This window comes from Nonomuraea sp. NPDC052116, assembly GCF_040680035.1.
In the GTDB taxonomy this organism is placed as follows: domain Bacteria; phylum Actinomycetota; class Actinomycetes; order Streptosporangiales; family Streptosporangiaceae; genus Nonomuraea; species Nonomuraea angiospora_A.
The window spans coordinates 128,322-152,399 of sequence record NZ_JBFAWA010000015.1 but is presented as its reverse complement, the minus strand read 5'-3'; the positions used below and the strand labels follow the sequence as shown (position 1 = coordinate 152,399).

At 68.7% G+C, this 24,078-nt stretch carries 26 protein-coding genes; 13 read left to right on the top strand and 13 right to left on the bottom strand.

Annotated elements, in window-relative coordinates; translation table 11 throughout:
- Nucleotides 1-6 precede the first annotated feature (6 nt).
- Both AB0L65_RS28010 and AB0L65_RS28005 read left to right on the top strand, forming a co-directional pair.
- Nucleotides 7-2,037 (top strand): DUF6351 family protein, encoded by a 2,031-nt coding sequence (locus tag AB0L65_RS28010; protein WP_364250792.1) that lies wholly within the window; start codon nt 7-9, stop codon nt 2,035-2,037.
- Between the two features lie 120 nt (nt 2,038-2,157).
- Entirely contained in the window at nt 2,158-3,705 is a 1,548-nt protein-coding gene (locus tag AB0L65_RS28005) for a CocE/NonD family hydrolase (protein WP_364250789.1), read from the top strand.
- Between the two features lie 110 nt (nt 3,706-3,815).
- Here the strand turns inward: AB0L65_RS28005 and AB0L65_RS28000 are convergent, their stop codons facing one another.
- Entirely contained in the window at nt 3,816-4,646 is an 831-nt protein-coding gene (locus AB0L65_RS28000; protein WP_364250786.1) for a DUF4429 domain-containing protein, read from the bottom strand.
- A 79-nt stretch (nt 4,647-4,725) separates the two neighbouring features.
- Here AB0L65_RS28000 and AB0L65_RS27995 point away from each other — a divergent pair, with 79 nt between their 5' ends.
- Both AB0L65_RS27995 and AB0L65_RS27990 read left to right on the top strand, forming a co-directional pair.
- Nucleotides 4,726-5,331 carry a TetR/AcrR family transcriptional regulator gene (locus AB0L65_RS27995; RefSeq protein WP_364250783.1) on the top strand — a complete coding sequence of 202 codons (606 nt, stop codon included), beginning with the start codon at nt 4,726-4,728 and terminating at the stop codon, nt 5,329-5,331.
- Complete coding sequence (locus AB0L65_RS27990; protein ID WP_364250780.1) at nt 5,328-5,786, top strand: GNAT family N-acetyltransferase; 459 nt, start codon at nt 5,328-5,330, stop codon at nt 5,784-5,786. The genes AB0L65_RS27995 and AB0L65_RS27990 overlap by 4 nt, the downstream gene beginning before the upstream one ends.
- Nucleotides 5,787-6,160: 374 nt before the next feature.
- Here the strand turns inward: AB0L65_RS27990 and AB0L65_RS27985 are convergent, their stop codons facing one another.
- The 4 genes from AB0L65_RS27985 to AB0L65_RS27970 form a co-directional block, all read right to left on the bottom strand.
- Entirely contained in the window at nt 6,161-6,499 is a 339-nt protein-coding gene (locus tag AB0L65_RS27985; protein ID WP_364250777.1) for a hypothetical protein, read from the bottom strand.
- 235 nt (nt 6,500-6,734) lie between these two features.
- Nucleotides 6,735-8,807, bottom strand: coding sequence for a DUF6571 family protein (locus AB0L65_RS27980; protein WP_364250774.1), 2,073 nt, complete (start codon nt 8,805-8,807; stop codon nt 6,735-6,737).
- Between the two features lie 26 nt (nt 8,808-8,833).
- Nucleotides 8,834-9,085: a hypothetical protein gene (locus tag AB0L65_RS27975; protein ID WP_364250771.1), complete on the bottom strand. Its 252-nt coding sequence runs from the start codon at nt 9,083-9,085 to the stop codon at nt 8,834-8,836.
- Between the two features lie 181 nt (nt 9,086-9,266).
- Nucleotides 9,267-9,749 carry a GntR family transcriptional regulator gene (locus AB0L65_RS27970; RefSeq protein ID WP_364250768.1) on the bottom strand — a complete coding sequence of 161 codons (483 nt, stop codon included), beginning with the start codon at nt 9,747-9,749 and terminating at the stop codon, nt 9,267-9,269.
- Between the two features lie 207 nt (nt 9,750-9,956).
- Here AB0L65_RS27970 and AB0L65_RS27965 point away from each other — a divergent pair, with 207 nt between their 5' ends.
- Both AB0L65_RS27965 and AB0L65_RS27960 read left to right on the top strand, forming a co-directional pair.
- Nucleotides 9,957-10,100, top strand: coding sequence for a hypothetical protein (locus AB0L65_RS27965; RefSeq protein WP_364250765.1), 144 nt, complete (start codon nt 9,957-9,959; stop codon nt 10,098-10,100).
- Nucleotide 10,101: 1 nt separating this feature from the next.
- Nucleotides 10,102-10,386 carry a hypothetical protein gene (locus AB0L65_RS27960; RefSeq protein ID WP_364250762.1) on the top strand — a complete coding sequence of 95 codons (285 nt, stop codon included), beginning with the start codon at nt 10,102-10,104 and terminating at the stop codon, nt 10,384-10,386.
- A gap of 24 nt (nt 10,387-10,410) precedes the next feature.
- On the opposite strand, the gene AB0L65_RS27955 is transcribed toward AB0L65_RS27960, so the two are convergent.
- Nucleotides 10,411-10,539 (bottom strand): hypothetical protein, encoded by a 129-nt coding sequence (locus tag AB0L65_RS27955; protein WP_364250759.1) that lies wholly within the window; start codon nt 10,537-10,539, stop codon nt 10,411-10,413.
- A 162-nt stretch (nt 10,540-10,701) separates the two neighbouring features.
- On the opposite strand from AB0L65_RS27955, the gene AB0L65_RS27950 reads away from it, so the two are divergent.
- The gene (locus AB0L65_RS27950; protein ID WP_364250756.1) at nt 10,702-10,896 is read left to right on the top strand and encodes a hypothetical protein; all 195 of its coding nucleotides are present in this window, start codon (nt 10,702-10,704) and stop codon (nt 10,894-10,896) included.
- Nucleotides 10,897-11,219: 323 nt separating this feature from the next.
- Here the strand turns inward: AB0L65_RS27950 and AB0L65_RS27945 are convergent, their stop codons facing one another.
- The 4 genes from AB0L65_RS27945 to AB0L65_RS27930 all read right to left on the bottom strand — a co-directional run bounded on the left by AB0L65_RS27945 (nt 11,220) and on the right by AB0L65_RS27930 (nt 14,706).
- Nucleotides 11,220-11,993: an ABC transporter ATP-binding protein gene (locus AB0L65_RS27945; RefSeq protein WP_319718892.1), complete on the bottom strand. Its 774-nt coding sequence runs from the start codon at nt 11,991-11,993 to the stop codon at nt 11,220-11,222.
- Nucleotides 11,994-12,092: 99 nt separating this feature from the next.
- Nucleotides 12,093-12,899: an ABC transporter permease subunit gene (locus AB0L65_RS27940; RefSeq protein WP_364250753.1), complete on the bottom strand. Its 807-nt coding sequence runs from the start codon at nt 12,897-12,899 to the stop codon at nt 12,093-12,095.
- Nucleotides 12,896-13,711, bottom strand: a complete 816-nt coding sequence (locus AB0L65_RS27935; RefSeq protein WP_364250750.1) for an ABC transporter permease — start codon at nt 13,709-13,711, stop codon at nt 12,896-12,898. The genes AB0L65_RS27940 and AB0L65_RS27935 overlap by 4 nt, the downstream gene beginning before the upstream one ends.
- Nucleotides 13,708-14,706 carry an ABC transporter substrate-binding protein gene (locus AB0L65_RS27930; protein ID WP_350730298.1) on the bottom strand — a complete coding sequence of 333 codons (999 nt, stop codon included), beginning with the start codon at nt 14,704-14,706 and terminating at the stop codon, nt 13,708-13,710. The genes AB0L65_RS27935 and AB0L65_RS27930 overlap by 4 nt, the downstream gene beginning before the upstream one ends.
- A gap of 625 nt (nt 14,707-15,331) precedes the next feature.
- On the opposite strand from AB0L65_RS27930, the gene AB0L65_RS27925 reads away from it, so the two are divergent.
- From AB0L65_RS27925 to AB0L65_RS27900, 6 genes are all read left to right on the top strand, one after another.
- Nucleotides 15,332-18,067 carry a nitrate- and nitrite sensing domain-containing protein gene (locus AB0L65_RS27925; RefSeq protein ID WP_364250747.1) on the top strand — a complete coding sequence of 912 codons (2,736 nt, stop codon included), beginning with the start codon at nt 15,332-15,334 and terminating at the stop codon, nt 18,065-18,067.
- A gap of 138 nt (nt 18,068-18,205) precedes the next feature.
- Nucleotides 18,206-18,628, top strand: coding sequence for a roadblock/LC7 domain-containing protein (locus AB0L65_RS27920; RefSeq protein ID WP_350730302.1), 423 nt, complete (start codon nt 18,206-18,208; stop codon nt 18,626-18,628).
- Nucleotides 18,629-18,678: 50 nt separating this feature from the next.
- Nucleotides 18,679-19,047, top strand: coding sequence for a DUF742 domain-containing protein (locus tag AB0L65_RS27915; protein ID WP_192790731.1), 369 nt, complete (start codon nt 18,679-18,681; stop codon nt 19,045-19,047).
- Nucleotides 19,028-19,615 carry an ATP/GTP-binding protein gene (locus tag AB0L65_RS27910; RefSeq protein ID WP_350730304.1) on the top strand — a complete coding sequence of 196 codons (588 nt, stop codon included), beginning with the start codon at nt 19,028-19,030 and terminating at the stop codon, nt 19,613-19,615. Before AB0L65_RS27915 ends, AB0L65_RS27910 begins: the two co-directional genes overlap by 20 nt.
- Nucleotides 19,616-19,736: 121 nt before the next feature.
- The gene (locus AB0L65_RS27905; protein WP_364250744.1) at nt 19,737-21,110 is read left to right on the top strand and encodes an aldehyde dehydrogenase family protein; all 1,374 of its coding nucleotides are present in this window, start codon (nt 19,737-19,739) and stop codon (nt 21,108-21,110) included.
- Nucleotides 21,111-21,116: 6 nt separating this feature from the next.
- On the top strand, nt 21,117-21,560 hold the full coding sequence (locus AB0L65_RS27900) for a hypothetical protein (protein WP_364250741.1): 444 nt from the start codon (nt 21,117-21,119) through the stop codon (nt 21,558-21,560).
- 1 nt (nt 21,561) lies between these two features.
- Here AB0L65_RS27900 and AB0L65_RS27895 read toward each other — a convergent pair whose 3' ends face one another.
- From AB0L65_RS27895 to AB0L65_RS27885, 3 genes are read right to left on the bottom strand one after another with little or no spacing between them, the layout of a single operon-like run.
- Nucleotides 21,562-22,344, bottom strand: coding sequence for an ABC transporter permease (locus AB0L65_RS27895; RefSeq protein WP_364250738.1), 783 nt, complete (start codon nt 22,342-22,344; stop codon nt 21,562-21,564).
- Nucleotides 22,341-23,120, bottom strand: a complete 780-nt coding sequence (locus AB0L65_RS27890; protein WP_364250735.1) for an ABC transporter permease subunit — start codon at nt 23,118-23,120, stop codon at nt 22,341-22,343. The genes AB0L65_RS27895 and AB0L65_RS27890 overlap by 4 nt, the downstream gene beginning before the upstream one ends.
- A complete protein-coding gene (locus tag AB0L65_RS27885) occupies nt 23,120-24,070 on the bottom strand; it encodes an ABC transporter substrate-binding protein (protein WP_364250732.1) in 951 nt (316 codons plus the stop codon). The genes AB0L65_RS27890 and AB0L65_RS27885 overlap by 1 nt, the downstream gene beginning before the upstream one ends.
- Nucleotides 24,071-24,078: the final 8 nt, after the last annotated feature.

Genomic DNA, 24,078 nt, shown 5'->3' with positions numbered 1-24,078 from the left:
AGTGACATGACCTGGCGCGAGCTTGCCCTCATACCGGCGCTGGTGGCGCTGCCGCTGTCCCCGCCGCAGCCGGATCTCGACGTCCACGTGCTCTCGAACCGGGCCGACCTCGTCTCGGGAGGTGACGCGCTGGTCAGGGTCACCGGCTCCGCACGGGTACGGGTCGAGCTCAACGGCGCCGACGTCACCTCCCGCTTCGTACCCGGGCCGGACGGCACCCTGACCGGGCTGGTCGACGGCCTCTCGCCCGGCGCGAACGTCCTGACCGTCCGCCCGCCGCGAGGACGGGCCGAGCGGCTGACCATCACCGACCACCCGCCGGGCGGCCCGGTGTTCTCGGGCCCGCAGGTGCGGCCGTGGCAGTGCCAGACCGCCGAGAACGGCCTCGGCCCCGCCCTGAACGACCGGTGCGACGCCGCCCCGGTCCGCAGCGAGATCACCCTCGGCAACGGCGTCAAGGCCACCCTCGAACGCGGCACCGTCAACCGCGGGATCTACGACGTGCTCGTGCCGGCGAACTGGAACCACAAGCTGGTGTGGGTGTTCGGGGCGGGCACGGGCCAGCAGTACCGGCAGGGCGTCTCCCGCGGGCTGACCATGCCGGAGGCGCAGGAGGCGGCCGCCAAGGGGTTCGCGGTGGCGTCGTCCACGATGACCGACAACTCCCTGCACAGCAACGACGTCACCTCCGCCGAGACCGTCATGATGGTCAAGGAGCACGTCGTCGAGACGTACGGCGAGATCCGCTACACCATCGGCCGCGGCGGCTCGGGCGGGGCGCTCCAGCAGTACCTCGTCGCCGACGCCTACCCGGGCCTGCTGGACGGCCTCCTGCCGACCCAGGACTGGCCGGACCAGATCGTCGGGGCCTACCGCGAGTTCGGCGACTGCGCCGCGCTGGTCCGCGCCATGGACGCCTCGCAGCTGTGGAGCGACCCCGACGACAGGACCGCCGTCTTCGGGCACGGCGGCACCGGCGTCTGCGCCACCTCCGCGGGCCGCGCCCCCGACTACATGAAGCCCGACGACGGCACGTCCTGCGCGGGCGAGGCGAGCTACGACCCGGCCCGCAACCCCGGCGGCGTCCGCTGCACCCTCCAGGACTTCATGATCTCCATTTACGGCGCCCGTCCGCAGGGGTGCGCCGGCGTGCCGTGCGCCCGCGTGGAGGGCTGCTCTGGTGCGTCGTGCGCTCGCCCGCAGGGGTGCTCCGGTGTGCCGTGCGCCCGGCGGCCGTGGGACAACGTCGGCGTCCAATACGGCCTGACCGCGCTGCGCGACGGCCGCATCAGCGCCGAACAGTTCGTCGACCTCAACCAGCGGGTCGGCGGTTTCGACATCGACATGACCTGGACCCCGTCGCGGAGCGAGGCCGACATCGCGGCCGTCGAGATCGCGCACCGCACGGGACGCGTCGTCTTCGGCCGGGGGCTGGCCCAGGTGCCGATCCTCGTGGTCCGCGGCACCGACAACAACGACTACCACTACCCCTGGCGCAGCCTCGTGCTCCGCAACCGGCTCGACCGGGCCAACGGCCACCACCGCAACCAGGTGCTCTGGACGAACGGCAGCGACGGCTCACCCCTGGACGTCATGGACCGCTGGCTCGCCGCCGTCGAGGCCGACCGCCGGCCGATCCCGCTGCCCGCCAAGGTCGTACGTCACCGGCCCGCCGAGGCCGTGGACGCCTGCTGGATCTCCGGTGCCAAGGTCACCGACCAGGCCGCCTGCGACCAGGCGTACCCGCACAAGGCCGACACCCGGGTCGCGGCCGGCGAGGGGCCGACCAGTGACCTGCTGAAATGCCGCCTCAAGCCGCTGCGGCGGGAGGACTACGGCGGGGTCGCGTTCACGGGGGAGGAGTGGGGGCGGTTGCGCTCGGCCTTTCCTGCGGGCGTGTGCGACTACTCCCGCCCGGGAGTCGGCCAGACGGACCCGGCCACGGGCCGCCTCCGGCCGCCACAGCCCTGGCTCACCTTCACCACCGGCCCCGGCGGCACCCCCCTCGGCCCCCCTCCATCCTCCCACCCCCTCTAACCCACCCCCCTCACTCTTCCCCCCAAGCCTCCTCTCCTCCGCCCCGGCCCTTGCCCCGGCTCCTGCCCCCGCCCCACCCCCAGTCCCAGCCCTCTCGCCCTCCGCCTCAGAGGACCGAAGATGAAACCCCTCAAGATCATGGCCGCACTGTCCGCCGCCTTGGGCCTGACCTGCGCCCCCGCCCTCCCCGCAGCAGCCGAACCGGGGGCCCCGGAGGCCGCGACCGCCGTCACATCCCTCCCTCCCGACCCGTTCTTCGCCTACGACCGCCCCGCCGAGTACCGGGGGGTCCACCGGGAACGCGTCACCGTACCCCTGCGCGACGGCAGCCACCTGGCCTGCGACCTGCACCGTCCCGCCGCCCCCGACGGCACCCCCGCCCCCGGCCGCTTCCCCGGCATCGTCTACGACTACAACGCCTACAACCAGCTCGGCCCCCAGGGACAGGCCGCCGCGTACTTCGTCACCCGGGGCTACGTCGCGGCCGTCTGCAACGTCCGAGGCTCAGGCGACTCGCCCGGCTACCTCGACCCCTTCAGCGGCCAGGAGCAGCGCGACAACTACGACCTCATCGAGTGGCTGGCGGCCCAGCCCTGGTCCACGGGCCGGATCGGGCAGACGGGCGTCAGCTACGGCGGGCACTCGTCCCTCCTCGTCGCGGTCAACAAGCCACCCCACCTGGCCGCCATCATCCCCGTGGACGGCATCAGCGACTGGTACGAGAACACCATCTACCGGGGCGGCATCTACTCGGCCAGGATCCGCGACTGGCAGCGCTCCGTCGCCCCCGACACCCTCGTCACGTACGCTCAGCACCCGCTCTACGACGGCTTCTGGCGCGAACGCAGCGTCAAGTCCCGCTGGAAGAACCTCGACGTCCCCGTCCTGGAGATCGCCGGCTGGTACGACCGCTACCGCCAGGGCATGGTGGAGAACCTCCAGGCACGCGAGCGCAACGTCTGGCTGGTGTCCGGCCCCTGGGTGCACGGCTGGCCGGCCGGGCAGCCCGCCGACATCGGCAACGGCGCCTATCTCGCCTGGTGGGACCGCTGGCTGGCCCGCCGCCCCGGTACCCCGCTGCCCGCCGCCAGGGTGACCTCCTATGAGGTGCCGGGCACGGGATGGCAGCAGTTCGACAGCTGGCCCCCTGCCGGAGCGCGGCCAATGAAGCTCGGCCTCGGAGCAGACGGCACCCTGGCCCCCGACCCCGGCAGGCCCGCCACCCGCACCTTCGAGGTCAACACCGAGCCGGTCGCGGGCGGGCCGGGTCAGCGGCTGTCGTTCGCGACCGGGCCGCTCCAGCGCGACCTGGTCCTCGCGGGGGAGGTCCAGGCCAAGGTACGGGCCTCGTTCACGGCGGCCGACGGCAACCTCGCGGTCGTGGTGCAGGACGTCGCCCCCGACGGCACGTCCACCCGCATCACCCAGGGCTGGCTGAAGGCGAGCCACCGCTCCGGCCACGAGCGCGCGGTCCCGGTACGCCCCGGCAAGACGTACGACCTGGACATCCGCACCTGGCCCACGCACTACCGCGTCGCGGCCGGGCACAGCATCAGTGTCACGGTGTCCAGCGACGACTACCCGGAGATCGACTCCGACGCCCCAGCGGGACAGGTGTCACTGAAGCTCGGCCACGGCGGCTCAACCATCCACCTGACCACCCTCTGACCCGTCGCCCGCCCCCACCCGCCCCCGCGTGTCCCCACCCGTCCGCACCCGGGCTCACATGGGGGCCGGGCCGCACCCGGACTCACGTGCGGGCCCGTCCTCACCCGGACTCACATGCGGGACAACAGCTCAGCCTTCTTCGCCTGGAACTCCTCCTCGGAGAGCAGCCCGGCGTCCCGCAGATCGCCCAGCTTGGCGATCAACTCGGCCACCTCGGCCCCCGACGGCCCCCGGCGCACCTCCGGGACCGCCGGGGCCGGAATCGACGCGAGGACAGCGGCCGCGAAGGGCAGGGACTTGTGCGTCGCCCCCCATCCGAGCCCGAAGACGACAGAGGCCGGATCCTTGTTCGGATCGGGATCCGGCCGCCCCCCGCGAACCTTCAACCGAAGACAGCCACTCGCCCCCTCCGGCGCGTGCCACTCGACGCTCTCCAGATCCGAGACCGAGAACCGCTGGTCACCCGCCGAGTATTTGGCGGTCGACGCCCCCGACCAGAACCACGTGAACGTGATGGCCTCGCCATCGAACGTCGCCGCCCCGTCCCACCCCTTGAAGGAACGGGGCACCGAAGGCGCCTCGACCATGAACCGCGTCACCGGCCCGGACTCGCCGATGGCCGCCCGCAACTCGTCCGCGTAATAGTCGGCGAGCGTCTCCCGTCCGGAGGGAAGCACGAGCCGGTAGGGCTCGGCCGCCTCCTGGAGCTGCCCGGCCGCCGCGGTCATGACCGGATCGGCACCCCGCCTGGGCACCACGCGCAGCACCACGGTGCCCCTCTTACCGGCCGCCACCGTCACCTCGGCGATCGCCGCATGGGGGATGACACGTTCACCGAGCTCGGAAACGAGTTTGGGGACCTTGGCGCCTTCGGGCCTTATCCGCAGCGCATCCGCCTCGAACACCCAAGCGCAACCCTGGCCCGCCAGGACATCATCCACGAAGCCAGGCTAGGCGATCGAGACGTGGCTGATACCATAACGCTTGTGACGTAACGGGCGTTATGTATCCGGAGGGCATGTGCCCAAGCAGGTTGATCAGGCCAAGCGCCGTCAGGCGATGTCCGAGGCCGTGTGGCGGGTGGTCGCGGAGCGCGGCATGGACGGGCTGACCATGCGAACGGTCGCCGACGCGGCCGGATGCACGACCGGCATGGTGACCCACTACTTCCGCGACAAGAAGGCGCTGATGGCCCACGCCAGATCCGTCATGCACGATCGCATGGTTCACCGCGTCGATGCGCTCGCCGCCGGGGGCACCTCCCGCGAGACACTGCAGTCGGTGTGCGAGCAGGCATTGCCGCTGGACGCCGAGCGGCATCTGGAGACCGTCGTGTGGATGCACTTCCAGCTCTCCGCCCGCACCGACGCCGAGCTGCTCCATCTGCATGCGTCAGCTCATGCGTCCTGGGTCCGCCGCCTCACCGCCCTCCTGCGCGCCGCGCTCGGCTGGCCGGAGCCCGCGGACCTGGAAGGACGGGCCCACAGTCTGGTCGCCTGCCTGGACGGTTTGGCGCTGAACGCCGCGGCCGACCCCGGCGCCTACCCGCCCGAGCTCCTGCGCCGCGTTCTTGCGACCCAGCTTGACCTGGTCCTGGCAACCCCGGAAGGAACCACGCGTCCATGACGACTGCCGACTTGTCCATCACCGCCGCCGCGAGCGACGACCCTAGAATCCGGCCGTTGGTCCACGACCTGGACGCCGACCTCGCGAGTCGCTACCCCGGCGACATAGGTGACACTGGGGGCCACCTCGACCCGGCCGTTCGCTTCCTGCTCGCCGAGTTCGACGGCCGACCAGTCGGTTGCTGCGCCATCCAGCCCTTCCCCGACGGCGCCGCTGAGCTCAAGCGTATGTACGTGATCCCTGCGGCCCGCGGCCGAGGCATCGCCGGACGGCTGCTGGCCGAGGCCGAACGCCTCGCCGCCGCCCTCGGCCACCCCGAGATCCGCCTGGAGACCGGTCTCCGCCAGCCCGAGGCCATCGCGCTGTACACCCGCGCCGGCTACACGATCATCCCCAACTATCCGCCCTATCAGCACGAGCCGCTCAGTCGCTGCTATGCCAAGCGGCTGTCCTGACTGGCCACCCGGGGGAGAATCTTCCTACTCGGCGGAAGATTTCTCCGCTCCGGAGGAAAAATGAAACCCCTGCTATGCGGATCGCTTTGTGTGCGTGCGAGCTGCCCGCCTCTGGGGGATCAACTGGACTTTGGGAAAGCTCGACCAACTGCATCGAAGTCGATCGGCTGGATGGTCAACGAGGATCACTGATCCAGACGGCAGGGCGGGCGTCGGCAGGCCGCCGCGTAGACGGTCAAGGGGCAAGCGCGATGGTGGGCGACGCGGTGACGGCGATGCCAGGTGGATGAACGGCCTTGGAAGAGCCACGCGCCAGTTAGCATCGGGCCCTTTCCTTCCTCATATGTGGTCAATCGGTCGGTGTCGGCGATGTGTTAACCGGATGGCAGGGCGCCAACCTTGCACTTGAACATCTCGGCGAACCGTCGCTGAGCGATCTGCATGAGCTGGATGAGGTCGTGATCCTGGTCCCGAGCTGGATTCTTCTTAACGTAGATGGTGATGAGCGACTTCTCGTTCCCACAATGGAACAAGGCGCCAGTCGCGCGAAACGGATAGCCCCGGACCTCGTAGTTGTCTATTGATCCTATGCCCAGTTCCCGCGGGAGCTTGGCTTGGCCGTTCGCCTCCCCGTTTCGCATCCACTTCTCGATGGCTTCCTGCTCGGTTGAGCGCTCGTAACCCGTGAGGAGGATGCTCTGCACGTCGCTCATAACCGCGCAGCTATCCGCGGCGGAGCGCTTGCTGGGGCCAGTCGTGTATCGGCCGGTGTAACCGGTCAACTCGGCCACTGCGGTCTGTGGGATGAAATTACACAGATAGGGAGGGCGGTCAGCGACGTCGCGCCGCGCAGGTGAGGAGGTGGGAGTTGGGTCGGCTGATTCCTTCGCCGTGCACGAGACAGTCGGCAGGACCATGACGGCCAGACAGAGCCACACTGCCTGCCGCCTAGTCATCGTCCCCTGCCTTCTGTTCAGAGCCACCGATGTTGATCTTGAATTCGTCCGCCCCGGTTTTGGCTTTCGTTTGGGCACTCCCGAAGTTGTCGGGCACTCTGGAATGACGGTCCAGCCAGCTCACAAAGTTGTCGTACTCGTATCTGGTCATCCGGTGCGGAGCTTTGACCTGTGGCGGGTCGTTCTCCACGAAAGGTTGCTCTTTCAGGCCGCCACGATCGTAGTACCCGTGGGCGACAGAGGATGACTCGAGCATCTGTTTCACCATCTGCTCGGCGGCCTTCTGATCAGACGCGGCCGCACCGAAACCCTTGGCCGTCTTCCCGCCGCCGTGCCCAGCCTGTTCCACCAGCCAGTTTCCGGCCTTCGCGTAGCCGTCCTTGACGAAGTTCTCGTAGATGGTGTCGGCCGCCTTGAGTCCCACTTTGCCCACCTGCCCGGCGAAGGGGATGGGGATGAGGCCGATGCCGTTCTCGACCATTTTCCGGAAGGCAGAGTCTGCGGCGTCGGCCTCCTTGCCCTGGCCGACCAGCGCCATCTTGCGTGCCTCGAGCAGGTGTCCCAGCGCCTTGGAGTCGTTCGTGATCACATTTTGCAGGAAAGTGTTGTCATGTGCCGCGATCGCCTGGTCGATCCTGCCTCGCATGTGTGCGATCTGCCCGAAGAGCAGGGCCTGGTACCCCTTTTCGTCGGCGGCCACGTCGAGCAGGACGAAATCGATGTCCGGCGGGCTGAATTCGGCGATCGGCCGCCCATCGACGATGCCCGTAAACTCCCCGTCCTTCGCCCGCGCGTAGTTCTTGTAGTACGAGCTGACGATGTCGCCCGTGTGCTCCGCGAGGATGCGGCCCATGTTGTCGCGGATGCCGGAGAGACGATCGAGCTCCGACGGGTCCTTGATTTCGACCTCCCCGGCGTCGTTGAACGACACATGCGGCTTGACCTCGTCGGCGAGTATTTGCGTGGCCATGACCGCCAGCCGCTTGGAGTCGGCGTCGGCGCCCTTCATCGCCGCCTCCATGGCCTCCCCCAGCGACTCGCCGCGATCGCCCATCTCCCACTGCGACCGCCGGTCGCTCATCAGATACTTCAGCAAATCCTTGTTGTCGAGCAGCGCCTGCGCGCGCTCTCGCGACGTGCTCGCAACGGTCATCAACGCGGCGATCGGATCGGCGGCGCCGATGACGTCGGAATCCTGGAACGGCCGCGTGTCGATGGGCGCGGGAAGGTTGTAGACGTCGGTGTCCTTCGGCAGGAACCGCACGCGATGCTCTTTCAGGTAGTCGCGGTCCCACTGGATCATGTCCTGGCCGATGGTCCTCATGAACCACTCGCTGTACGCCTCTTTCGGTGCCGCCGCGAGGATCTGGCCGAGTGACCAATATCCGGGATTGGTCAGTCCGCCCATGCCCGGAGCCGGGATCTCCGTGCGCCCCTGCCGCTTGAACTCCTCGATGAACTTCCGATTGAGATGCGCGTTCTTTGTCGGGTCGGTGGCTGCGGCGAGGGCCTTGCTCAGCATGGACAGCACGTCGCGATTCTGCCGCCGGATGGCCGCCGCCGAATCGCGATCGGCGTCGAGCGCCTTGCGTACCCGCGTTCCCATGGTGGCGGGAAGCGCCAAGAGGCCCTGCGGGCCGAGTTGTTCGATGAGGGCGGTGGCGAACTGCGGGTCGGACAGCCGCCCCTTGAAGGCGGCGAGCTTCTCCAGAGCGCCCGCGTCACCGCGCGCGGCGGCTGCGAACAGCGGGGCCGCCTGTGCCGCCTCGGCACGTACCCTGGCCGGGATTATCCTCAACTCGTCGATCTGCGCCATCCCGGCAGGGACAACCGCACCGGAGAGCGGGTTGCCGAACACGTCCACGTCGACTTTCTCGGCCTCGTACGCGAGATCGCGCCGCCGGTAGAGGTCGGGGGCCTGCTCGGTCAGCCACTGCCCGATCCGGCCGATCGCCGCCACTCCCGGGTGGGTGAGCTCGACCTCGTTCAGAATCGCCCGGAGCTGCGCCGCACATTCGGCCAGGCCCTTTCCTGCATTTTGTACGCCATAGCCGAGTTGGTGCATTTCTCGGGGGTCGATCGAGGAGAAAGTCATTCGTCTCTCGGCCCCATCACGGTCTGGTCGGAGATCGTTTCGTGGAGATGGTCGATGACCCCGCGAAGTCCTCGCCACAACTCCGCACGCTGCTGCGCCAGGTCACCGCCGAATCTATCGGCGACCGGCCCCGTCCATGTCCGCCCGCTCGACATTTGCGACAGTGGCTGATCCAGTGCGTGCCAGTGCTGGTCAGACAATTCCTGCACACGGCGCAGCGCGTTCATCAACTCGGCACGAGTAGTCATGAAGACCTCCCACCGAAGTGGTACGCAAGCCGTGCCACCGAAGTCTCAAATTCGTTCCGATTCACTTTGCCACGCCGCCATTCCCGACGTCATGCCGCCGAACGAAAACGGTATTCCTGTCAGCCGAGCGCGTCGATCTCCGCGATCAGAGCCGGCTCGGTACTGTGTGCATCAACCCAAGTCATGGCAGGCCCCTTTTCGGATCGGGGGGAGTTGGGTAGGTGCCTCGGCCCGGCACCGTGTACACCAGCCTCTGGCCGCGGAGAAGCGTCAGTGCTCGCCGTACGGTGCCCTTGGCCACGTCATATTGCTGCGCGAGTTGTGTTTCGGAGGGCAGCGGCACGTCCTGCTCGAAGTCGCCGGCTCGGACCCTCATGGCCAGGTCGTCAGCGATGGTCTGGAATCTCCACCCTGACCTTGCCTGGCGCGACGCGCTCTCTGGCTCAACATATGAGCCCTCGCCCCTGATCGTGTAGATGATGCCCGCGTCGCGTAGCTCTCGGATCGCACGCCGAGCCGTGATCCGCGCGACGCCGAACTCGCTCACGAGGTCAGCCTCGGACGGTACGAGCGCACCCGGCTGGAGCGCGCCGTCGTCGATCCGCTTGCGCAGCACATCGGCGAGTTGGTTGTAGAGCGGCACGGGTCCACGAGGGTTGAGCACGTCGGAATCGTAGTTGTACCGATACGTGCCATCATCGGCGACTACGTTCCTTGCTAGGACTAGGCGTTGTCTTGGACGGATTAGAACAAGCTATGTACTGACTGGAACGAGTGTTGTTACTGTGGCTCATGACGTTCAATGCCACGCGAACTAATGCCGGAGGTTCGGCCCATGGCAGGCCCAACCACAGATCTACGATTCGAACCCTTGACGGCTGAGATCCATGCCGTGCTCGAGAAGCACGGATACCGGCTGCCTACGGGCGGTGATCACATCCACGAACTCGTCATGGCCCGCGTCGGCCTCGCACTCAAGAACCTCGTCGAGATCTTCGAAGGAAGGGTGTGGTGACATGGCGCGCGAGATTCCCGACTTCCACGGCCCGCACGTCGCACCGCCCCAGCCGGGCCACCTGGTAGTGGCCTGGTATCAACCAGGCCGCCGGGCTTTGCGCATCCGTGTCGTCTCGTGGACGTGCGAGTGCCGGCCGACGACGTACGAGCTATGCGGCGCCGCTGGTCAGGGCTTCGTCCGCCGTACCGACCGCGACAAGCGGACCGTCCACGAAACCTCGTGGACATTGACCGCTGCCGCTGGACACACCTTCGAGCAGATCCTGCGCGGCGAGGCCCAGTGATCGCCATAACTTTTAATATCACGCCTATTTTTGAAGAAGCGTGGGTGTGGTGGAGCTATGGCTGTACAGGATGAGCAGGCTCGGCTCGTAGTCGAGGATCTGGCTGACCTCATGTCCCTCGCGCAGGGGCGAACCGCCGATCGGGCTCTTCATGCGGCGATCCGGCGCATGGCTCAACGGCACGACCGTGGGCCGCAGCCGAGCGCTGTATGGCTGTTCACAGCGGCCTCAGTTCTCGGCGTGACAGTTCCCACTGCTCGCTCGTGGATGAGTCACGGAGTGCTCGAAGCGGTTCCTGGCGAGGGTGTCGCTCGTGTGACGGCGACCTCACTGGCCCGGGTCGTGGTAGTCCTTCGCGAGATCGGCGAGGACGATCCTGGACGCAGACTCACCAAGGTGATCGCTGCGCTCCGTGACCGGGACCTGCTGCAACAGGCACAAGAAACGCTGGCGGGGAGCCCCGACTTCGTAGAGTACGACGAGGGCGATCTGGGGAGGTTGCTCCGTTGATGAGCCGCGCGCCGTTCCGGCGAGTCCCCCTGTGCAGTCCGTTTCCGCTGATGCTTCTTGGCCTTTGGCGCTGTTCATCTACAGATTGGCCAGACGGGCAAGATACTGCCTGATCCAGCAGGGCAGGGTGGGCTTCGGCAGGCCCACCACCCAGACGGTCAAGGGGTGGGCACGATGGCGCCGAAGGCGCGTGGGGGTGCGCCGGAGGCGCCCAAGTAAGGACAGCCCGAGCGGAGCGAGGTCCTTTGGTTCAGGGCGGGTGTCAGCAGGCCCACCACCCAGATGGGCAACGGGTGGGGGAGCCGGGCCCACCTACTGCCCGGTTACACGGTGGCGTGGCTGCCGCGGACCAGGCGGCCGACCTCGGCGCGTAGGTGGACGAAGTCCGGGTGTTCGCGGGTCGTGATCTGGTCGCGCGGCCCGGGCAGTTCGACCTTGAGGTCGCCGACCACGTGCGCCGGGGCCTTGGACAGGACCACCACGCGGTCGCCCACGTAGACGCTCTCGTCGATGTCGTGCGTGATGAGCACGATCGTCATCTGGTGGTGGCCGCGTACCTTGAGGACGAGGTCCTCCAGGTCCTCGCGGGTCTGCGCGTCGACCGAGCCGAAGGGCTCGTCCATGAGCATCAGCGCCGGACGGTAGGCCAGCGCCCGCGCGATCGCCACCCGCTGCTGCATGCCCCCCGACAGCTGGAACGGGTATTTGCGCTCCGCGCCCGCCAGGCCGACCGACTCCAGGGCCTCCTGGGCGGCCTCGCGGCGCTGGCGCTTGTCCATGTTCTTGCGGCGCAGCGGCAGCGCCACGTTGTCGGCCACCGACATCCACGGGAACAGGGAGCGGCTGTAGTCCTGGAAGACCACGGCGAGGTTGTCCGGCGTCTGGCGTACGAGGTTGCCCTCGACCTTGATCTGGCCGCCCGTCGGCGTGAGCAGCCCGGCGATCGACCGCAGCAGGGTCGACTTGCCCGCCCCGGAGGGGCCGACGATGCACAGCAGCTCACCCGCGGCGACGCTCAGGTTGAGGCCCTCGATGGCGTGGTGCGCGTTGGGGGTACCGCCGCCGTAGACGTGGGAGAGGTTGTCTATCTCGAGCAATGGAGTTCCTCAGGGGGCGAGACCATGGACAAACTCGGAGCCGGAAATACTCTATCCGAGCCGGAATCGGCATACTTGTAAACGCGTGTGATCTTACTCTTACGTGCTGGAAAGTTGCTGGGCGGCGTGGTGCCAGGCCAGCACCCGTCGTTCGACGACCAGGAAGAGCTCGTTGAGGGCGTAGCCCAGCACTCCGAGCAGCACGATCCCGCCCCACATGGCGGGCAGGTCGAAGGTCTGGTACGCGGCCGTGAGCTGGAACCCGATGCCGTTCACGGTGCCGGGCAGCAGCTCGGAGAAGACCATGACGATCAAGGAGAGCGACAGCGCGAGCCGCAGCCCCGCGAACATCTTGGGCAGCGCAGACGGCAGGATCACCCGGAACAGCCGCTCGGTCCTCGACAGCCGGAACACCTGGGCGGTCTGCAGGTGCAGCGGTTCGACCGCGCGGGCGCCGTCGGCGGTGTTGAGCAGCACCGGCCAGACGATGCTGAAGACGATGAACGTCAGCTGCATCCGCAGCCCGAACCCGAACACCACCACGAAGACCGTGACCAGCGCGGGCGGCGGGATGGCCCGCAGGAACTGCAGCACCCCGTCGAGATAGTCGTACGCCCGCGCGGACAGCCCCAGCGCGAGCCCGAGCACGACCCCGGCCAGCGCGCCCCCCGCGAACCCGGCGGCCATCCGGCCCAGGCTCGGCAGGATGTTCCCGATGGCGTCCTCGGTCAGGAACAGCGTGCCCGGCGGGCCCGAGAACCACATCGCGTGCATCCTGACCACGATTGTGCTGGGTGAGGGGAAGAACGTGCTGCCCGCCAGCCGCGTGGCCACCTCCCAGGCGAGGATCAGCCCGACCAGCACCAGCGACCGGAACGCCGCCCCGCGCATGCCCCTGGTCCTCATGCCGTCTCTCCCAGGCGGGCGTGGTGCCAGCGGAACGCCCGCCGTTCGGCGGCCACGAGCAGCGCGTTCACCAGCACCCCGAACAGCCCGACCCAGAACACCGCGGCCAGGATGTCGGTCATCCGCGCGGGCACGGCGATGCCGGCGAAGAAGATGAACACGCCGATGCCCTCGCCCCGCCCGGCCACGATCTCGGTGCTGACGATCAGGATGAGCGCCACTCCGGCGGCCAGCCGGAACCCGGTGGTGATGAAGGGCGCCGACGACGGCAGCGACACGCGCAGCAGCACCGCCAGGGGCCCGAAGCTGTACGACCGCAGCGACTCCTTGGCGAGCGGGTCGACGCCGCGCAGGCCGTACATCGTGTTGTAGAGGATCGGCCACAACGAGGCGTAGACCGCGAGCGTGACGCGTACCTGCAGGCCCGTGCCGATCAGGAGGGACACCAGGGGGATCAGCGCCACCGACGGGATCGGCCGCAGGAACTCCACGACCGAGCGCGTGGCGGCGTCGACGATCGGCACGCTGCCGAGCAGCAGCCCGAGCGGCACCGCGATCACCGCCGCGAGGCCGAGGCCGATCACCCAGGCGAGCAGGCTCGTCAGGGCGTGGACGCGGAAGGCGGGGTCGGCCATCAGCGTCGCCGCTCGCCCGAGTATCGCGGTCGCGGGCGGCAGGGTCTCCGGGTCCACCAGCCCGGTCCGGCTGAGCAGTTCGATCAGGGCGGCGAAGGCGAGGGCTCCCCCCGCCCGGCGTGACCAGCGTGTCGCGGCGGACGCCGGGCGGGCGGGGGCCAGGGTCTGAGTGCTCACCCGGACGTGGTGGGCGACATCAGCGACTTGACGTCGATCGCCTTCGTGAGCCACTTGGCCTCCAGCATCCAGTCGGCCACCCGCTGGAGGCGGACCGGGTTGTCGTTGCTGGAGAAGTACGGGAACGTGACGGTGGCCGCGGTGGCCGCGTCGATCTGGGTGAAGTTGGGCAGCACCTTGGCCACCACTTCGCGGTTGTTCTCCATGAGCTTGGCCGCGTTGTGGATGGCCCGCTGGAACGCGGCCGCCGTCTTCGGGTTCTTGTCGTACCAGTCCTGCGTGCTGACGTACCCGGAGATCGGGAACTCGGCGGCGGGACCCGACGCCGGGTCGAGGATCTTGCGGGCGCCCATCGCGGACGTGGCCGCCGTGACCATGGGCTCGCCCAGGTACGCGGCGTCGATCTGCCCGCCCTTCCACGAGGGCATGATGTTCTGGAACGTCACCTGGACATATTTGATCTTGGACGGGTCGACGTTGTTGGCCTTGAGCACCTGCGTCAGCGCCAGCTCCTGGAAGTTGTGCAGGACGTTCACGTTGATCGTCTTGCCTTCGAGGTCCTTGGCGGTCTTGATGGGGGAGTTCGGCAGGGCCATGATGCTGAGCGAGTCGGGGGCCGCGCGAGAGCCCTCGGCCAGGATGCGCAGCTTCAGCGCCTGCTTGTCGTGCGCCTGGAACATCGACACGTAGTTGCCGAACATCGCGTCGATCTCGCCCTTGACCAGCATGGGGATGGCCTCCGGCGCGGCCTGGACCACTTGCGGGGTGACCTCCAACCCTTCCTTCTCGAAGAGCTTCTGGTCGATGGCGACGTAGATGGCGGCACTGTCGATGGCGGGCAGGGTGGCGACCTTGATCTTCGTCTTCTCCAGGCCGCCGGCGGATGCGGACGGTGCCGCGCTGGGTGTCGTGGAGCCGCCCGTGCTGCACGCAACGGCGCCGAGTGTCAAAGCTAACCCGATGATGGCGGCCCTGGCGGGACGGCCAAGCCTCATGTCAGGGACTCCCTTCAGATGGAGCCAGGCGGGGGGACCGGGTGGCTTCTGCTCCCGGGGGCTGTGTGCCTGACGCACAACAGGGATAGACCGTAACACCAAATCCGTAGTCATTATCGCGAAAACGACGCCTGTGGTTGCAATGTCGGGTTCTCGTTCTATCGTGAAAATTTGATGACCGGTAAGAGATCGGTGTTTGTCCGGTTTGTGAAAGGAGGGGATTGACGGGACGACTGTTACTGATGAGGCCAGTCAGTCGAATATTCCACGAGTCCCGAGGAGGCTCGCTGGGCACCCTTCCGTTGCCTGTTTCACCAGTTAGAGGGCAGCCTTACCGATTCTGCCGAAATATTTGGACAATCGGGGATAAACGCCTCAATGGGGCACTAGTAGTGGTTGGCTCGCGCCAACTGCTGTGCTCAAATGACGCCTATCTAGACGTAGATATTGCCCCACGTGCATTTACCTGCATGGTCACCGAGAATTCCCCTCCAGGGGCGAGAGGTTGCGAAGGCAAGTGAGAACGCAGAGCGCTGAAGCTTCCGCCGACCGCGAGCCGCACGGGCATCAGAAGCGACGGCTGCCCAACCCTCCTTCACGCAGGTTCGGGCTGGGCAACTGGCACGTGCGATCGCGCCTTATCGCGCTGATCGTCGTCCCCACGGCCGTGGCCGTGGCTCTGGGCGGACTGAACGTGTTCACCTCGCTCAGGGACGCCAACACCTATCAGACCCTCAGAGAGGTGGCCGAGCTCAGCGAGCAGCTCGGCGCCGTCACCCATGAACTGTCCTTCGAACGCGACCAGACCGCTCTCTACATCGCCCAGGGCCGCCCGGGCAATCGAGAGGCCCAGCTCCGTACGACCTACAGCGGTGTGAACAACCTCATCGACGAGGCCAAACGGCGGGCGCGGGCGCTCACGGACACCCACGCCGACGCCGTACGACCCGTGCTCCGGCGACTGGACGAGATCCCGACGCTGCGGGAGACGGCCGTCAAGGGTAAGATCCAGCCCCTCCCGATGATCCAGAAGTACTCGCAGATCATCGCGGCCCTGCTCCAGTTCCACGACCAGGTCGGCCAGGTGGCGGTGGACGACGAGGTCTCGCACAGCGCCAGCGCGATGGCCGCCATCGCCCGGGGCAAGGAGCAGGCCTCCAAGCAGCGCGGCGTCCTGGCCAGCGCGCTGGACAAGAAGGGCTTCGACAGCGGCGAGCTCGACGCGCTCACCGACGCCAAGTCGCGTGAGGAGAGCGAGGAGACGCTGTTCGCGACCCTGGCCACCCTCGACCAGCTCGAGCTCTACCGCAACACGGTCGTGGGCAGGGACGTCGACCAGACCGACCTGTTCAGGCTGCGGGCCATGGCGCAGTCCGCCGAGGGCAAGGAGCTGAGCATCGGTGTACGGCCGGACAAGGACGTCTCCACCTGGTTCGAGGTCAGCACCGGCAAGATCGACGCGCTGCGCAGCGTGGAGAAGGACCTGTCCTCCTCCGTCATCCTGCGTGCCCGCGCCCTGGAGGAAGCCGCCAACCGTTCGGCCCTGATCTCCGGCGGCCTCATCCTGCTGCTGATGATCGTGGTCACCGCGATCATCTCGCTCATCGCCCGCTCGCTCATCAGGCCGCTGCGCAAGCTGCGCGGCGAGGCCCTCGACATCGCCGGCCACCGCCTGCCGGAGACCGTGCAGCAGCTGCGCGAGAGTGGCGAGGGCGCGGCCGGCCCCGTCATCCCCATCGGCGTGGACACGCACGACGAGATCGGCGAGGTCGCGCGGGCGTTCGACGAGGTGCATCGTGAGGCGGTCCGGCTGGCGGGTGAGGAGGCCCGCCTGCGGAGCAACGTCAACGCGATGTTCGTGAACCTGTCGCGGCGCAGCCAGACGCTGGTGGAACGCCAGATCACCCTGATCGACGGTCTGGAGCAGGGCGAGCAGGACGAACTGCGGCTCGGCAACCTGTTCAAGCTGGACCACCTGGCCACCCGCATGCGGCGCAACAGCGAGAACCTGCTGGTCCTCGCGGGCCAGGACCCGCCGCGCCGCTGGAGCCAGCCGGTCAAGCTGGTGGACGTGGCCCGTGCCTCCCTCTCGGAGGTGGAGAACTACGAGCGGGTGGTGCTCCAGGTTCCGGACGGCGTCTCGGTGGCCGGCCAGGCCGTCAACGACGTCATCCACCTGCTGGCCGAGCTCGTCGAGAACGCCCTGTCGTTCTCGCCGCGCGAGACCAGGGTGACCGTCTCCGGCAGCCGGATCGACGGCGGCGGCGTGATGTTGTCGATCACCGACGCCGGCATCGGCATGACCCAGGAGGAGCTGGTCCAGGCCAACGACCGCCTCACGGACGCGCCGAGCGTGGACGTGTCGGTGTCGCGCCGCATGGGCCTGTTCGTGGTCGCGCGTCTGGCGCACCGGCACGGCATCCGGGTGCAGCTGCGCCCGCACGCCTCGGGCGGCCTGACCGCGATGGTGCTCATCCCGGAGAACATGCTCGGCTCCCAGGCCCCCAACTTCTCCGGCATGCCGTCCTTCTCGGGCAACCAGCCTCCGGCCCTCGCGGGCTCGGCCGCCGGTGGTCCGGGCGAGCAGCCGTACTCGGGGCCGCACCCCGCGCCTCCGGCCACGGACTGGCCGCAGCCGCCTCCGCCCACGTACCAGATGGGCCCCGGCCAGATGGGGCCCGGCCACCCGTCCTTCCCGTCGCACCCGGAGATGAGCGGCAACTGGCCGCCGACGCAGCAGTGGCAGCCGGACGCGAACGCGTGGCCGTCGGAGCCGCGTATCGGCAGCGGCTACGACAGCTCCGACGTGTGGACCCCACCGCGCAGCCCGTCCTGGAACGGCGACCGCGCACTGCCCAGACGACCCGTCCCCGAGCCCCCGCCGGGCGGCTGGGGCCGCGACACCATGCCGCCGCAGCGGCCGGGGTTCGACTTCCCCGAGACCGAGTCGGCCAACCCGGGCTCCATCCCGGCCGCACCGCCCGCCTCGGCGGGAGACGACTACTTACCCATCTTCGCCGCGGTGGAGTCGGCCTGGTTCGGCCGCGACAGCGGGGCGAGCTGGGGTTCGAGCAAGGCGGACGAAGGATGGAGCGCGGCGGAGGCAGTGGTGGAACCGGTACGTGACGGCCAGACGGCGGCCGGGCTGCCGAAGCGGGTGCCCAAGGCCAACCTGGTGCCCGGCTCGGCCGACACCTCGACCCCGAAGGGCGTGACACCGATGCCGTCGGTGTCGCCGGACCGTATACGCAACCGGCTCTCGAGCTTCCAGCAGGGCTTCCGGGCGGCGCGTGACGACATCACCGAGGGCAGGGCGTTCCCCTCTGGCCCCAGGAACAACGACAGGGAGGAGGGAGCATGAGTGAGCGAAGCGAGCGATCAATGAGACACAGCCGATTGTCGCTCATGCGACCGACGGAGGAGGGGGCATGAGTGAGCGAAGCGAGCGATCAATGAGACACAGCCGATTGTCGCTCATGCGACCGACGGAGGAGGGCGCATGAGCGATCTGAGCCATGCGGCACGTGGTGTCGACTGGCTGATCACTGACTTCGTCAGCACGGTTCCGGGCGTCGCGCACGCGGTGGTCGTCTCGTCCGACGGGCTGCCGTTGGCGGCCTCGTCGGGCTTTCCGGCTGACCGGGCTGACCAGCTGGCCGCCATCGCGTCGGGTCTGGTGAGCCTGACGCAGGGTGCGGCCAGGGTGTTCGAGGGCGGTGCGGTCAATCAGACGATCGTGGAGATGCAGCGCGGGTTGATGCTGATCATGTCGGTCAGCGACGGTTCGTGTCTGGCGGTGCTGGCGGCTCCGGACTGTGACATGGGTCTGGTGGCGTATCAGATGACGCTGATGGTTGATCGCGCCGGTCAGGTGCTGACCCCGGCTGTGCGCGCAGAGTTGCGTGCCAGCCAGACCAGGTGATGTACGTGTCAGACCCGAGATGGAACAGCGGCGGTTGGGCGCCCCCGCCTGTGCCCCAGTCCCAGCCGCAGCTGAATCCCGACCCCGCGTCGCCCGTCCGTCCTTACGCCGTGACAGGTGGACGGACGGCGCCGCGGGTAAAACTGGCGATGGAGGCCCTGGTGTCCTCGGCGACCGCCGAGCACCGGGAGTTCTCGCACATCACGCCGGAGTACCAGGCGATCAGTCAACTGTGCCGGCAGGTGCGGTCCGTGGCAGAGGTGTCGGCCCTGCTGCGGATCCCCCTCGGCGTGGTGCGCGTGCTGATCGCTGACATGGCTGCCGAAGGTCTCGTCCGTGTGCATCAGCCACAGCTGGACGAGGGCAGGCCGGACGTCAATCTGCTCGAAAGGGTGCTCAGTGGACTTCGCAGGCTCTAGCCCCGGTCTCACCTCGACGAAGATCGTGGTGGCTGGAGGTTTCGGGGTGGGGAAGACGACCTTCGTCGGCGCGGTGTCGGAGATCATGCCGTTGACCACGGAGGCCGTCATGACCGACGCCTCCGTGGGGATCGACGATCTGGGCATGACGCCGCTGAAGTCGACCACCACCGTCGCCATGGACTTCGGCCGGGTCTCCCTGGACCGTGACCTGATCCTCTACCTGTTCGGCACGCCCGGGCAGCACCGGTTCTGGTTCATGTGGGACGACCTGGTACGCGGCGCCATCGGCGCGGTCGTGCTCGTGGACACGCGCCGGCTTTCCGACAGTTTTCCGGCGATCGACTACTTCGAGGAGGCCCAGCTGCCGTTCGTGGTGGGCGTCAACGGCTGGGACGGTGAGTATCCGCACAGCGACGCCGAGGTACGCGACGCCTTGACGCTGGCGCCGCACATCCCGTTGGTGCGGCTCGACGCCAGGTCCAAGGACTCGGTCAAGGTCGCGCTGATCAACCTGGTCGAACACGCGCTCTCGGTCCGCATGGCCGTACCGGGCTGGGGTGGTTAGCTCCACTTTCGCGCTGCTTTCGCCCGCGTGGGCGCGTTGACAGCCGCGGTCCTCTCCTGATCACAATGGCTCCCGCCGAGCATCGCAGGAGCATCATGTCCCGTGGCCGCACCACATGAACGTGAGGAACCCGATCACCGGGCAGGCCGACCGGCTGCTCGCCCCTGTCCCGCCCGACCGGCTCGCCGCCCTGGCGGCCGGTCTGCGCGAAAGGCAGCGCAGCTGGCTGGAGGCCGACCGCGGCGAGGTCCTCTCCAGGTTCGCCGCCGCGCTGGCCGCCGACGAGGAGCTGCTCGCCGCGCTGGTGGCCGACACCGGCAGGGTGGGGGAGTCGGTCCTGGAGCGGCAGATCGTCGCCGGTCTCATCGATCGGTGGGTACGCCAGGCGCCCGCCCTCCTCGCACCCCCGGCCGAGACCCCCGCCTCCGTGCCCGGCGTCTTCGTGGGCGGCGACGTGGTGCCGTACGAGCTGGTCGGGGTGATCAGCCCGTGGAACTTCCCGCTGCTGCTGGGCCTCATCGACGCCGTGCCCGCGCTGGCCGCGGGATGCGCGGTGCTGGTCAAGCCGAGCGAGGTGACCCCCAGGTTCATCGAGCCGCTGATGCGGCTGGTCCCGGACGGGCTGCCGCTGGAGATCGTCGAGGGCGACGGCGATACCGGCGCGGCCCTGGTGGACCTGGTGGACGCCGTGGTCTTCACCGGGAGCGTGGAGACAGGACAGGTGGTCGCCGAGGCGGCCGCCCGCGCGTTCGTGCCCGCGTTCCTGGAGCTGGGCGGCAAGGACCCGGCGATCGTGCTGGCCGGGGCCGACCTGGAGCGGGCCGCGTCGGCCGTCCTGTGGGGCGGCACCGCCAACGCCGGGCAGTCGTGCCAGTCGATCGAGCGCGTCTACGTGGCCCGCGAGGTCCACGACGAGTTCCTGGCGCTGCTGGTGGACCGGGCCGCCAAGGTGGGCCTGACCTGCGAGGGCGGCCCGATCGGGCCGATCATCGGCCCGGGCCAGGAGGACGTCGTCGCCGCGCACCTGGCCGACGCCGTCTTCAAGGGCGCGACCGTGCACACGGGAGGCCGGATCGAGCGGCACGGCGGCGGCCACTGGTGCCGCCCGACCGTGCTGTCCGGCGTCGACCACGGCATGCTGGTGATGACGGAGGAGACGTTCGGCCCGGTGCTGCCGGTGATGGCCGTGGACGGGCCCGACGAGGCGGTCGCGATGGCCAACGACTCGGTCTACGGGCTGTCGGCCGCGGTCTTCGCCGCCACGGAGGAGCAGGCCATGGCGGTGGCGGCGCGGCTGAGGGCCGGCGCGATCAGCGTCAACGACGCCTCGCTGACCGCGCTGGTGCACGAGGGCGAGAAGCACTCCTTCCGCCTGTCGGGGCTCGGCGGCTCGCGGATGGGCGCCGCCTCCATCCGCCGGTTCGTACGCCGCAGGGCCTTTCTGGTCAACCGTTCCGACGCCGCCGACCCCTGGTGGCACACGACGAAGGAGTAGCCGCGGATGGGACTTCGCGCGGACATGCCGCTGCTGGCCCGCCACGAGGGCGAGTGGGAGGGCGAGTACCTCCACCTCGACCGAGAGGGAAACCCGATCGACTGGCACCGCGTCCAGATGACCTGCGCGATCCTGGACGACACCGTCTACCACCAGACCAACCGCTACATCTGGGACGACGGGCGCACCGAGGTGCACGAGTTCCCGGGCACGTACCTGGGCGGCGGGCGCTGCGGGTTCGACACCGAGCGGATCAAGGGTGAGTTCTGGGAGCTGGACGCCAGCACCATCTACCTCAGCTGGCAGTACAAGGCCGAGGACGAGGACCTGCGCCTCTACGAGATGATCGTGCTCAGCGAGGACGGCAAGTCCCGCAACCGCGTCTGGCAGTGGATCAAGGACGGCGTGTGCGTGAAGCGGACCCTGATCAACGAGCGCCGCGTGGGCTGACTCAGCCTCTCGCCCCTCGGTGCCACGACAGCACCACACGCTCGAACCCCAGGAACCCGGCGTTGAGCAGGATGCCCAGCAGCCCGAGCAGCACGATCCCCGCCCACATGGCCGGGATGTCGAACTGGCTCTGCGCCTCCAGCATCCGGTGCCCGATCCCCTCGGTGCTGCCCACCAGCTCCGAGATGATCATCATGATCAGGGCCAGCGACACGCTCAGCCGCAGCCCGGCGAAGATCTTGGGGGAGGCGCCGGGCAGGATGATCCGGGTGAGCCGCTGCCAGGGGCCGAGCCGGTAGACGACCCCGGTCTCGATGTGCTGCCGGTCCACGTGGCGGGCGCCGTCCATGGAGTTGATCAGTACGGGCCAGACGACGCCGTACACGATCGCGGCCAGCTGCATCGGGGTGCCGATCTTGAACAGCGCCAGGAAGACCGGCACCAGCGTGCTGGGCGGCACCGAGCGGCCGAAGTGCAGCAGCGGCTCCACCAGGGCCGCCAACCAGCGCGAACGTCCGAGCGCGACCCCGATCGCCATCCCGGCCGCGCAGGCCACCGCCCAGCCCGCGAACAGCCTGGCCAGGCTGGGCAGCAGGTCGGCGACGGCCTCGTCGGTCAGGAACGCCCGCGTCCACGGCCCCGAGAACCACAGCTCGTGCAGCTTGGCCACGATCCGCGACGGCGGCGGGAAGTACGCGGCCTGCGCGGACCGCGTGGCCAGCTCCCAGCAGAGCATGGCCACGGGCAGCAGCCAGTACCACATGAGCCTGCGCAGAGAATTCACGAGGCGTCCCCCGTCCGTTCCCGGTGCCAGCGGAACGCGCGCCGTTCGGCGGCCGTGAACAGCAGGTTCGCGGCCAGCCCGATCAGCCCCGCCCACAGCGGCGCCGCCAGCATGCGGTCGAGCCGGTTCGCGCTGCCGGCCAGCGACAGGAACGCGCCGATCCCGCCCCCGCCCGGCGCCAGCAGCTCCGCGCTGACGGCCACGATCAGGGTGACCGACACCGCGATCCGCACGCCGGTCGCGATGAAGGGCGCCGCGCTCGGCAGGCTCACCCGCAGCGCCACGGCGACCGGCCCGAAGCCGAAGCTCCGCAGCGTGTCCTTGGCCAGCGGGTCGACGTCGGTCAGGCCGTACAGCGTGTTGATCAGCACCGGCCACGTGCAGGTGTAGACGACCAGCGCCGTCTTGGCGTCCTGGCTCTCGGTCCACAGGAACATGGCGATAGGGATCAGCGATACCGACGGGATCGGCCGCAGGAACTCCACCAGCGGCCGGACCGACCGCTCCACGAACGGGACCGTGCCGAGCAGCAGCCCCGCGGGCACGGCGACCGCGACCGCGATCACCAGCCCGCTCGCGCACGCGCCCAGCGTGGCCAGCATGTCGGCCCTGAACTGCGGCTCCAGCGGCAGCTCCGCCGCCGTGGCCAGCACGGACGACACGTACGGCCATCCGGCCGGGGCCAGCCCGAGCCGCCCGGTCAGTTCGGCGAGGGCGATGAACGCGGCGAGCCCGAGGGCCCCGAGCACCGCCCGCCCGATCCGGTGTTCGATCATCAGCTCACAGGCGCGAACAGCTGCGCCACGTCCACCTTGGACTTGAGGTAGCCATAGCCGTGCAGCAGGTCGGCCAGCTTCTGGACACCGGCCTTGTCGGCCTCCATGGAGAACTTGCCGAGCGTCATCGCCGCCGCCGCGTCCGCCGGGATCTGCGTGTACGTCGGCACCACCTCGTCGATCGCCTTCCTGTCGGAGCCCGCGATCTGCTGGGCCTTGGCCAGGGCGCGGTGGAAGGCGGCGGCCGTCTTCGGGTTCTTGGCCAGCCAGTCCTCCGTGACGCCCCACCCGTCGATCGGCACGCCGGCCGTCACGCCGTCGGTGGTGTCGATGATCTGCGTGGCGCCGCTCTTCTTCGCCGCGGTCAGGAACGGCTCGACCAGCCAGGCCGCGTCCACCTTGCCCGAGCCCAGCGCGGAGATCTGGTCGGCGAACGGCACCTGGACGTACTTGACGTCCTCGGGCTTGAGTCCGGCCTCCTGCAGGTGGGCGTTGGTCAGCGTCTGGCCGAGCGCCTTGAGCACGTTGACCGCGATGGTCTTGCCCTTGAGATCGGCCGGCGTCTTGATGGGGGAGCCCTTGGCGACGACGACGCCGGCGATGTTGGGGGCGGCCTCCTGGCTGTGCTGGAAGAGCTTGAGCTTGGCGGCGCCCGAGTCGTTGATGGCCATCAGCGACACGTAGCTCGTGAGGAACGCGTCCATGCTGCCGTTGAGGATCTTCGGCATGACCGCCTGCGGCGCCTGGATGATCTCCGTCTTGACGGTCAGGCCCTCCTCCTTGAAGAAGCCGCGCTTCTCCGCGATGAACAGCGGCGCCGACGACGGGACCGGCACCACGCCGACCAGCAGCTGGGTCTTCTCCAGCCCACCTGCGGCCGAGGTGCTGCTCGTGCCCGTCTGGCTCCCTCCTGCGCCGCCGCACGCGCTGAGCGTCAGCGCGATCGTCATACCCGCGA